The 10701-nt window shown below is 38.7% G+C and carries 9 protein-coding genes; 5 read left to right on the top strand and 4 right to left on the bottom strand.

Annotated elements, in window-relative coordinates:
- Positions 1-34 precede the first annotated feature (34 nt).
- Genes gyrB through dnaA form a run of 4 tightly spaced genes read right to left on the bottom strand, consistent with a single transcriptional unit; the run spans position 35 to position 6093 of the window.
- Complete coding sequence (gyrB, locus tag FAX86_RS06310; RefSeq protein WP_144392491.1) at positions 35-2458, bottom strand: DNA topoisomerase (ATP-hydrolyzing) subunit B; 2424 nt, start codon at positions 2456-2458, stop codon at positions 35-37.
- A 16-nt stretch (positions 2459-2474) separates the two neighbouring features.
- Positions 2475-3581 carry a DNA replication/repair protein RecF gene (recF, locus tag FAX86_RS06305; protein WP_144392490.1) on the bottom strand — a complete coding sequence of 369 codons (1107 nt, stop codon included), beginning with the start codon at positions 3579-3581 and terminating at the stop codon, positions 2475-2477.
- A gap of 12 nt (positions 3582-3593) precedes the next feature.
- A complete protein-coding gene (gene dnaN, locus FAX86_RS06300; protein ID WP_144392489.1) occupies positions 3594-4700 on the bottom strand; it encodes a DNA polymerase III subunit beta in 1107 nt (368 codons plus the stop codon).
- Between the two features lie 16 nt (positions 4701-4716).
- On the bottom strand, positions 4717-6093 hold the full coding sequence (gene dnaA, locus FAX86_RS06295; protein ID WP_425467773.1) for a chromosomal replication initiator protein DnaA: 1377 nt from the start codon (positions 6091-6093) through the stop codon (positions 4717-4719).
- A 738-nt stretch (positions 6094-6831) separates the two neighbouring features.
- On the opposite strand from dnaA, the gene rpmH reads away from it, so the two are divergent.
- The 5 genes from rpmH to mnmE are packed head-to-tail and all read left to right on the top strand — an operon-like array spanning position 6832 to position 10701.
- A complete protein-coding gene (gene rpmH / locus FAX86_RS06290; RefSeq protein WP_109764645.1) occupies positions 6832-6966 on the top strand; it encodes a 50S ribosomal protein L34 in 135 nt (44 codons plus the stop codon).
- Between the two features lie 42 nt (positions 6967-7008).
- Positions 7009-7383: a ribonuclease P protein component gene (gene rnpA, locus FAX86_RS06285; protein ID WP_144392487.1), complete on the top strand. Its 375-nt coding sequence runs from the start codon at positions 7009-7011 to the stop codon at positions 7381-7383.
- Positions 7368-7622: a membrane protein insertion efficiency factor YidD gene (yidD, locus tag FAX86_RS06280; protein ID WP_144392486.1), complete on the top strand. Its 255-nt coding sequence runs from the start codon at positions 7368-7370 to the stop codon at positions 7620-7622. The genes rnpA and yidD overlap by 16 nt, the downstream gene beginning before the upstream one ends.
- 13 nt (positions 7623-7635) lie before the next feature.
- Entirely contained in the window at positions 7636-9330 is a 1695-nt protein-coding gene (gene yidC, locus FAX86_RS06275; protein WP_144392485.1) for a membrane protein insertase YidC, read from the top strand.
- Between the two features lie 12 nt (positions 9331-9342).
- Positions 9343-10701, top strand: coding sequence for a tRNA uridine-5-carboxymethylaminomethyl(34) synthesis GTPase MnmE (mnmE, locus tag FAX86_RS06270; RefSeq protein WP_144392484.1), 1359 nt, complete (start codon positions 9343-9345; stop codon positions 10699-10701).

The raw sequence follows: 10701 nt of genomic DNA, 5'->3' as shown, positions 1-10701 counted from the left end.
TCTCATACTAAAGATGAGAGCTCAAGATGATATATCAAACGTCTAGATTAGCTACCGCCAAAGCGTTCGTTTCGATAAACTCTCTACGCGGCTCTACATGATCACCCATCAAACAAGTGAATAGTTGATCAGCAGCAACTGCATCTTCAATAGTAACGCGAAGCATCCGGCGAGTTTCAGGATCCATTGTTGTTTCCCAAAGTTGGTCTGGATTCATCTCACCTAGACCTTTGTAACGTTGAACCGCTAATCCACGGCGAGATTGTTGCATTAACCAGTTAATAGCATCTTCAAAATTATCAACTTCATGTTGGCGCTCACCACGTTTAACAAACGCGCCAGGTTCAATAAGACCGATTAACTTCTTTCCGATTGCAATTAATTTTGCATAATCGTTAGAACCAAAGAATTCATGATCAAAGGTATAGGGATGCTCTAAACCATGGTGGATTACATTAACGATAGGGACATAAATATGTCGTTCAGTATTTTCTTTAATGGTAACTTCATATCTAACTGCGCCTGCAGTTTTGTCTTTATTAATTGAATTAAGTAAAGAATCGCACCAAACTTGTACTTTTTCTTTATCTTTCAAATCTTCATCTGTTAATTCAGGCAAGTAAATTAAGTTCTTCATTACCGCTGACGGATAAAGTTGAGCAAGTCGATTTATTAACTTTTCAACCTCACGATATTGATTAACCAATTCTTCAAGCGCTGCACCTTGGATGGCTGGAGCATCTTGATTGACATGAAGCGATGCGTCAGTTAAAGCCAAATTTGTTAGGTAAACTTCTAATGCTGGATCATCTTTAAGATAAGTTTCTTGCTTTCCTTTCTTTATTTTGTAAAGAGGAGGTTGAGCAATGTAAATGTACCCATTTTCTATAAATTCAGGCATTTGACGATAGAAGAAGGTTAGTAACAGAGTACGAATATGAGCACCGTCCACATCAGCATCGGTCATGATAATTATGCGATGGTATCGAACTTTCGCCGCATCAAATTCATCCCGCCCAATTCCGCAACCCAATGCGGTAATTAAGGTACCAACTTCAGCAGATGAAAGCATTTTGTCGAAACGAGCTTTTTCTACATTAAGGATTTTACCTTTAAGCGGTAAAATGGCTTGATTCTTACGGTTCCTACCCTGTTTGGCGGACCCTCCCGCAGAATCACCCTCCACTATATACAGTTCAGAAAGAGCTGGGTCTTTCTCTTGGCAGTCGGCTAATTTGCCAGGCAAACCAGCGATATCAAGAGCACCTTTACGTCTTGTCATTTCTCGAGCTTTACGTGCGGCCTCTCTCGCTCGAGCAGCTTCGACCATTTTATTAACAATCATTTTTGCTTCGCTAGGGTTTTCTAGCAGATAGTCTGAGAGTTTTTCACCCATTGCTTGCTCGACAGCACTTTTTACTTCTGAGGAAACCAGCTTGTCTTTCGTTTGTGAGGAGAATTTTGGATCTGGAACTTTTACTGATATTACAGCTGTTAGGCCTTCTCTCGCATCGTCTCCAGCCGTGTTTACTTTGCCTTTATTAAGCCCTTCTTTCTCGATAAAGGAATTTAATGTTCGAGTTAGAGCGGCTCGAAAACCGGCTAAATGAGTTCCACCGTCTCTCTGAGGAATGTTATTGGTAAAGCAATATATATTTTCTTGATAACCATCATTCCATTGCATTGAGACTTCTACGCCTATATCGTCTTCTTCACGTTGAGTCATAAAGTGAAATACATTGTTATGAATGGCAGTTTTATTTTGATTTAGGTATTCAACAAAGGCTTTTGTACCACCATCATACTTGAAATGGTCTTCTTTCCCAGAACGCTCATCTTTCAAAAATATGGAAACGCCAGAATTTAGAAATGAAAGCTCTCGTAGACGTTTAGCAAGAATGTCGTAGTGGAATTCGATGTTTGTGAATATTTCTTCACTGGGCTTAAATCGAAGCTCTGTACCCGTTTGTTCTGTTTCCCCAACAACTTTAAGGTCAGACTGGGGTTCTCCAAGAACATATTTTTGTTCGTAAACATTGCCTTGTCGTCGAATTGTAAGTTTCAGTTCTTCGGAAAGCGCATTAACTACAGAAACACCAACACCATGTAGCCCACCAGAAACTTTGTAGGAATTGTCGTCGAATTTACCGCCGGCATGCAACACAGTCATAATAACTTGAGCTGCGGAAACCCCCTCTTCTTCGTGAATGTCGACAGGAATTCCACGTCCGTCATCGGACACAGTAATTGAATTGTCCGTATGAATGGTAACTCGTATGTCATTACAGTGACCCGCTAATGCTTCATCGATAGAATTATCGACTACTTCAAACACCATGTGATGAAGACCAGTTCCATCATCAGTGTCTCCGATATACATTCCAGGACGCTTTCTAACAGCATCGAGTCCTTTGAGAACTTTAATACTTGAAGAGCCGTATTCTGTATTATCTGACATACAATTACCTTTGTTGTTATGAATCTTTTAACACTTGAAACACGCCATGTTCCACGTGAAACACGTCCCTATTATACCCCGAAATGGTCGCTGGCAGGGAGTCTTCTGTGATGGCTGTAACGATTATTTGTGTATTCTTAAGTCGCTGTAAAGCCTCTAGTAATTGGGCTTGATGTACCTTATCCAATTCAGACGGAAGGTCATCAACGCACACGACACATTCCTTATTTGTATTCTGTGAAAAGACTTTAATAACGCCTAACATGACAGCATTTATCAAAACCTTTTGCTGACCTCTAGAAACAAAATCGAAAGCATTTCCTTTCTCTGACCGAATGACAAGATCACCTCTATGAGGTCCTACTTGAGTAAATCCGCGCTTGATATCTGAGTCTAAAGTTTCTTCTAAGGATTCCCTAAGAGACTTATCACTGGAGTGTCCAAATCTGTACTTCAATGAATAATTAGAAAGCTGTTCTTCAAATGCCTCATTATTAGAATGAAAAGATTTCTGTAATAACTCCAAATAGGCCGTACGAAATCTATTGAGTTGATCGCCTAATTCTATGAGTTTTGTAGTCCAAAATTCTAAATCTCTAATGTCTGCTCTATTCTTTCCAATGAGCTTTAGCAAGGCATTTCTTTGCTTCAACGAACTTTTGTAGTTTTTCCAAACGTCAAAAAACGAATGTTCCACGTGGAACACTCCCCAATCTAAAATTCGTAATCTAGCAGACCTTTTTGCAGCCAACTCATCATAAAAACCTGGAACAATGATGAAAATAGGTAATAACTCCGACAGCTTATATTGGCCCTTTACTAACTCAGAATTTATCTTGGCGCGTGATAAGCCAGAAAGAGACTTTTGTATTCCCGCTGAAAATAGACTGTCATCGAACTGACCATTTACAAAAACAGTGAGATCGCTTGTGTCTCGCTTTACTAAGGACCTAACGTTATTGGACCGAAAAGACTTTCCATTAGACAAAAGGGAAAGCGCTTCTAAAATTGACGATTTCCCGGCACCATTGGCACCGGTAATAACAGAAAAACGATTTTCAAAAACTAGATGAGCTTGAGAAATATTTCGAACATTTCTCACCTTCAACTGACGTATTAACATTAAGAAGGCTGCTTACAGCCTCATCGGCATTATTACGTAAACACTTGAAGAACCGTCTATTTCTTCGACCAACAAACTACTATTGGCATCGGAGAAAGTTAACTTAACGTTATCGCTTGATACGGCATTCAACACATCGAGCATATAGTTTACATTAAACCCGATCTCTAGCTCTGTACCGTTATAATCTACTTCAAGTTCGATTTCAGCTTCTTCTTGCTCAGGATTATTTGAGTGTATTTTTACAAGACCGCTTTGCAAATTGAACCTAACGCCTCTAAATTTCTCATTACATAAAATAGACGCTTTTTGTAGAGCATCCCTTAGATTTCCCCTATCTGCCACTACAAGCTTATCTCCGCCCTTTGGTAATACCTTTTCATAATCAGGATACTTACCGTCAACAAGCTTTGAAGTAAAAGAAAAGTGAGTACTAGAGGCTTTTATATGATTTCCACTAATTTGCAGCTGTATCTCTTCATCGACGCTTGATAAAAATCGGTTTAACTCTATTACACCTTTGCGAGGAATTATCGCTTGTTGTCTTTCAGATATTTCAGACTCTATATCTGTCGATGACATCGCTAACCTGTGACCATCAGTAGCTACAGCTATTAACTTTTGCTCTGGGCTAAAGTCAAACAACATTCCATTTAGATAGTAACGCACGTCTTGCTGCGCCATAGCGAACTGAGTATCGCCAATTACTGAACGTAAGCTTGCTACATCTAACTTTACATCAGCCAGTCCTAGAGACTCTTCAAGGCTTGGAAACTCATTGGCAGCTAAAGTTGATAATGTAAACTTACTCTTGTGAGTCATTAACTTCACTTTATTTTCTTGAAGCTCGAATACAATTCGATCGTCACTTCCCAAGCTTTTGACAATATCTAATAATTTTTTAGCTGGTACCGTCGTTTCGCCCACTTCTGAAGGCTCGGAGAGAGGGATACTAGCTACCATTTCGACTTCTAAATCAGTACCAGTAATGGACAAGACACTATCTTCTACTTGCAACAAAACGTTAGCTAGTACAGGTAATGTTTGGCGTTTTTCTACCGCACCACTTACCAACTGAAGAGGACCGTACAAGGCTTGTTGCTCCAGCGCGAATCTCATATTTTTACCTTAGTTATCAACTAGTTAGGATTCTTAGAAGGTTTGTATAATCTTCTTCGATATCCATATTTTGTTCTTTTAATTCCTTTATTTTACGACATGCGTGCAAAACTGTCGTGTGGTCTTTTCCACCAAATGAATCGCCAATTTCAGGAAGACTCCGATTTGTTAGTTCTTTTGCCAAGCTCATAGCAACTTGTCGAGGTCGAGCAACTGATCGACTTCTTCTTTTAGATAGAAGATCTGCCACTTTTATCTTGTAATATTCAGCGACAGTCTTTTGTATATTATCAATGCTTATTTGTTTATCTTGTGCTGCAATTAAGTCTCTGAGGGCTTCTTTAACAAATTCGATGGTTATTGGTTTACCCGTAAACTGAGCATTTGCGATAACCCTCTTTAAAGCTCCCTCGAGTTCTCGCACATTAGAGCGGATTCTCTTTGCTATAAAAAATGCAACTTCATTTGCTAAAGTGATCCCAGAAGCTTCAGCTTTGGAGATTAAAATGGCTACACGCGTTTCCAATTCGGGAGGTTCAATTGCTACAGTTAAACCCCAACCAAAACGTGACTTTAATCTTTCTTCTACACCGTCTATTTCTTTTGGATATCGATCGCAAGTTAATATAACTTGCTGATTACCTTCTAGCAATGCATTAAATGTATGGAAAAACTCTTCTTGTGACCGTTCTTTATTCGCAAAGAATTGTATATCATCGATTAAAAGAGCATCAACCGAACGGTAATATCGTTTAAATTCGTCTATCGTGTTTGTTTGTAGAGCTTTAACCATGTCTGCAACAAAACGTTCTGAATGAAGATAAATCACTTTACCATTCGGTTTTTTATTCAGAATTAAATTTCCAACCGCGTGCATCAAGTGAGTTTTGCCTAGACCAACGCCCCCGTAAATAAACAACGGATTGTAAGCAGTACCTGGATTTTCAGAGACTTGTTTTGCAGCTGCAGTCGCTAATTGATTTGATTTTCCTTCTACAAACTTTTTAAAGCTAAAACTAGGGTTCAAGTTAGAACGGTGTTCAATTTCTACCTTTTTAGGTTCGTTGGCTCGAATGCTTCTATTTTGAACTCTTGCTGGTTTTGCAACTTGAGTCGTTTGATTTTGCGAAAATTGTGGAGCCCTAGAATTACCGTTAATTACTAACTTGATTCTTTTAGGGTCATTGTTGTTATCAATATCTTCTAGTAAATTATTGATTTTATTCAAATAGTTTTCACGCACCCAATCTAAAACAAACCTATTCGGAGCGCTTACTGTAATTAACTCTTGATCTTCTGAGACTTTTAAAGGACGGATCCATGTATTGAATTGAGTCGGTGCTAACTCGTCTTTTAATTTTTTTGCACAATATTGCCAGTGCTCAAGTTCCAAAATGATATGCCTCGAATGAACGATTTTTTCTTTTTCTGTGTGGACTGGGAAGTGTAGATCGAAATCTTGAGTTGATCCAACACTTTTCCACAATTTATTTTTTCCTATTGATCTTTTTTCAAGAAAATGGATCAGGATGATTTTTAAACACTTATAGCAAAAAGAAGCTGAATTTTTATTAAATTGATCAACTTTATGTAGTTTTGTTGTGTATAAATATAGATTCTTTTCTAATGATCTATTTATCCAAGTTTTATACATTTTTTATAAGCGACTTATTGGGTCTTTATTCATATACTTACTAAGTGCATAACTTACTATTTTAAATACCTTTTATTGAGTTATTAACAGATATTAGGAAGACTAATAATAGATCTTATAAGATCTTTTTATATTTATTATATTTTTAAATATAAAGTGGGCTGTGAATTGTTTGTGTGTAGTACTTGATTTTCCTTTTTGTATTGATTGGATCATATTTTGTGAAATTGACGTTATTTCGACTATTTTGGTGTTGATCAGCATTTTTTTTTATCCACAGTATTTGTGATATACCCCAACATTTTGGGGTTCTAAGAATTTGTTTTAGGCTATATAGTGATCTATTGAATTGTGATTGCGTAGGTAGTTCTTAATTGATCATTATTTGATTGATCTACGCCCGTGGTTCAGATAAAATTTCGCACCCTCTTTTGAGAGTAAACTTAAGTTTTAATTTTGTAACCGCGGGTTTTTACGATGAAACGTACATTTCAACCAAGTAACTTAAAGCGTAAGCGTACACACGGTTTTCGTGCGCGAATGGCGACTAAAAATGGACGGGCTGTTCTAGCGCGTCGGCGTGCCAAAGGTCGTAAGGTCCTTAGCGCTTAAGCCAGTCGAAAGTCAGAATAAACGTAGGCTCTTGCAAAACATATGGTGAGTTCAAACTCGGACTCATTATCGTTTTCGCGAGAGCTTCGTCTTTTAAAAGCGTCTGATTTTTCTTTTGTCTTTGATAAACCAGTAAGAATCGGCAATCGGGCCTTTACTGTCCTTTCAAGAGCAAACTTATCTTCTTCTCCTAGATTAGGATTGGCTATCGCCAAAAAGCAGGTCAAACTTGCCGTTGATCGCAATCTAATTAAGCGTAAAATTCGAGAGTCATTCCGTACTAACCAACATAACTTACCCAATTGTGATTTTGTTGTGATGGTTAAAAGAGCAATTAATGATATGAGTCGGGCAGAAATTGATTCTGCTTTACAACATGTCTGGCGAAAAGCGCGTAAATTATGCGAAAATTGCTGATTCTTATCATTCGACTGTACCAGAAAACTTTAAGCGTTTTACTTGGACAAAATTGTCGATTCAGTCCAAGTTGTTCTGAGTACGCTATTACGGCTTTAGAACGTTTTGGTATCCTAAAAGGAAGCTGGCTGTCGATAAGGCGGATATTACGCTGCCACCCTCTTAATGAGGGAGGAACTGATCCTGTGCCTGAAACATTTCACTGGCATAGTGATAAACAACAAAAGAATTCAGAATAGAGAAAGAAAAAATATGGAATCTTCACGCGGCATTCTACTTTTAGCCTTAGCATTTATTACTTTTTTACTTTACCAACAATGGCAAACTGATTTTCCTCCCAAGCAATTACCTTCTCAAGAAGTTTCTCAGCAAGAAATTGACAATAGTGGTATCCCTGATATTGAGCCTAATGGCGGTATTACAGAGACATCACAATCCGTAGATGCTTCTGATATACCCGAGGTGAAGCATGGGCAAAAGTCTCCTCAAAGCTCAACTAAGGGAGAGTTAATCAAAATTGCGAATGATGTCCTTGAGATACAAGTGGATACCCATGGTGGGGATGTTGTATTTGCGAAATTATTGAAATTTAACAAAAAGCTTAAAGATGAGTCCGACAAAGTAACTCTATTAACTAAAGAAAACGGACGCACGTTTTTTGCGAAAAGCGCACTTTTAGGTGAAGATTCTCCGGATCAAAAATCTTTTCGAGCCGTTTATAAAGTTAAAGAAATAGCTGACACTGATTCTGGAACTCAACTTACTTTACTGTGGACAAATGAGTCTGGGGTGGAGTTCTCTAAAATATTTACTCTTAATAATGGTGCTTACGACATTGATGTCCGTTATGTCGTTAACAATACGAGTCAGAATAAATTGTATTTCAAAATGATGAATGAGCTGATTCGAGATCAGTATGTCAGCAATTCTGAGAGTAGTGGTTTTGGAATTCAAGCCTATACTGGGGCCGCTTTCTCTAATGATGAGAGTAATTACGTCAAACATGATTTTGACGATATGGTTGATTCACCTGTCTCAGAAAAGGCTACAGGAGGTTGGATTGCGTTTTTACAACATTACTTTGTAGCGGCCTGGGTTCCTGAGCAAACCAAAGTTAATGAAATAAGAACGTTTATCAAATCGGGTACCAATTTGGCTGTGGTTCGTGTTTTACAAGATTGGGTTAAAGTTGGGCCAGGTGAAAAAGCAGAGATTTCTGGAAAGTTATTTGTTGGACCGAAAGATCAAGATGACTTGGCCCAATTGGCTGAAGGCCTTGATTTAACTGTCGACTATTGGATTTTTTGGTGGATTGGTCAGCCAATTTTTTGGTTACTTACTATGTTTCACGGATTGGTTGGTAACTGGGGTGTATCGATTATTTTGGTCACTATTTTCGTCAAAGTTCTACTTTATCCTCTAGCCAGCGCTCAGTACCGCTCTTTTGCCAAAATGAGAATGCTTGCTCCAAAGCTCCAACAACTCAAAGAACGTTATGGTGAAGATCGCCAGAAAATGTCAATGGCGATGATGGAACTGTACAAAAAGGAAAAAGTAAATCCAATGGGCGGCTGCTTGCCTCTCTTAATTCAAATGCCAGTATTTTTGGCATTGTATTGGGTTCTTTTAGAAAGTTACGAAATTAGACACGCTCCTTTCATGCTATGGATAACGGATCTTTCTGCAAAAGATCCGTTTTATATTTTACCAATCCTAATGGGTGCTTCAATGTGGGCAATGCAAAAACTTCAACCTACTGCTGCTACAATGGATCCAATGCAGCAGAAAATTATGCAGTTTTTGCCGCTCATGATGACTGTATTTTTCATGTTTTTCCCTGCTGGTCTTGTCCTTTATTGGCTTGTTAATAACTTGTTGTCGATCGCACAACAGCTTTATATTACAAACAAAATCGAAAAAGAATACGCGACCAAAAAGAAGGTCTAACGGAATACGTTTGTGAGTCAAGATACTATCGTCGCATTATCAACTCCACCTGGTCGAGGTGGAGTTGGAATTATTCGTGTTTCTGGTCCTCTTTCTTTATCCATCGCACAATCAATAGCCGGATTTCAACCGAAGCCAAGAAAAGCGCATTATTGTGACTTTTTGCTAGACAATAATGAGGTTATTGATCAGGGAATAGTGATCTTTTTTGAAAATCCACACTCATTTACGGGTGAGGATGTTGTCGAGTTTCAAGGACATGGTGGCCCTGTTGTTCTTGATATTTTAATTCGACAGATTGTTAAACTGGGTGCTCGTATTGCGCGACCAGGAGAATTTTCTGAACGTGCTTTTTTGAATGATAAAATCGACTTAGCTCAAGCTGAAGCCATTAGCGATCTGATAGAAGCGTCTTCGGAACAGGCCGCTAAAAGTGCTCTTAAAAGTCTCCAGGGAGATTTCTCCAAGCGAGTTAATGCTTTAGTGGAGGAATTGATACAGCTTAGATTGTATGTTGAAGCCGCCATTGATTTTCCGGAAGAGGAAATTGATTTTTTATCCGATGGAAAAGTTGAGGCTGACCTTCGAGCAATGCACTCCTCCATTTCTGAATTACAGAAGCAAGCACAACAAGGTGCTTTATTGCGTGATGGAATGAGTGTCGTACTTGCGGGAAAACCTAACGCTGGAAAATCGAGTCTATTAAATGCTTTGGCAGAAAAAGAAAGTGCGATCGTTACCGACATTCCTGGCACGACAAGGGATGTTTTGCGAGAACATATTCACATTGACGGGATGCCACTACATATTATCGATACGGCTGGATTACGTGAGTCAGGCGATAAAGTAGAGAAGATTGGAATTGAAAGGGCTTGGCGAGAAATCGAGCAAGCCGATCGTTTGTTATTAGTGATTGATATTACTGAAAGCGACGTTAATGATATTGGTGCTAATGTAATTAATCATTTGTCATCTAACATCAGTCGTGTTCCCCCGATTACTTTAATAATTAATAAATGTGATATTGCCGAAAAGTCGATTAATATTTCTTCGGACTTCGAAGCTGCAATAAAAATTAGCGCAAAAACGGGTGAAGGTATATCTGAGCTTAAGCAGCACTTGAAGGAATGTATGGGTTTTGAATCGACGGGCAATAATATATTTATTGCACGGCGTAGACACTTAGAAGCGATTTCGAAAGCTGAGCAACATACCAATCAAGCTATCAGCCAACTGGTAGACGCGAATGCTGGTGAATTGGTCGCTGAAGAGCTACGGAGCGCACAAAACGCCCTAGCAGAAATCACCGGGGAGTTTACCGCCGATGATTTACTGGGACGCATTTTTTCGAGTTTCTGTATTGGTAAATAG

The organism is Pleionea sediminis, from assembly GCF_007570825.1.
In the GTDB taxonomy this organism is placed as follows: Bacteria; Pseudomonadota; Gammaproteobacteria; order Enterobacterales; family Kangiellaceae; genus Pleionea; species Pleionea sediminis.
This window is presented reverse-complemented; position numbering and strand designations above follow the sequence as displayed.

Excerpts from the sequence above, each read along its gene's own strand:
- yidC (WP_144392485.1), top strand. The coding sequence starts at position 7,636 with ATGGAATCTTCACGCGGCATTCTACTTTTAGCCTTAGCATTTATTACT.
- recF (WP_144392490.1), bottom strand. The coding sequence starts at position 3,581 with ATGTTAATACGTCAGTTGAAGGTGAGAAATGTTCGAAATATTTCTCAA.
- yidD (WP_144392486.1), top strand. The coding sequence starts at position 7,368 with ATGCGAAAATTGCTGATTCTTATCATTCGACTGTACCAGAAAACTTTA.
- rpmH (WP_109764645.1), top strand. The coding sequence starts at position 6,832 with ATGAAACGTACATTTCAACCAAGTAACTTAAAGCGTAAGCGTACACAC.
- dnaN (WP_144392489.1), bottom strand. The coding sequence starts at position 4,700 with ATGAGATTCGCGCTGGAGCAACAAGCCTTGTACGGTCCTCTTCAGTTG.
- rnpA (WP_144392487.1), top strand. The coding sequence starts at position 7,009 with ATGGTGAGTTCAAACTCGGACTCATTATCGTTTTCGCGAGAGCTTCGT.
- gyrB (WP_144392491.1), bottom strand. The coding sequence starts at position 2,458 with ATGTCAGATAATACAGAATACGGCTCTTCAAGTATTAAAGTTCTCAAA.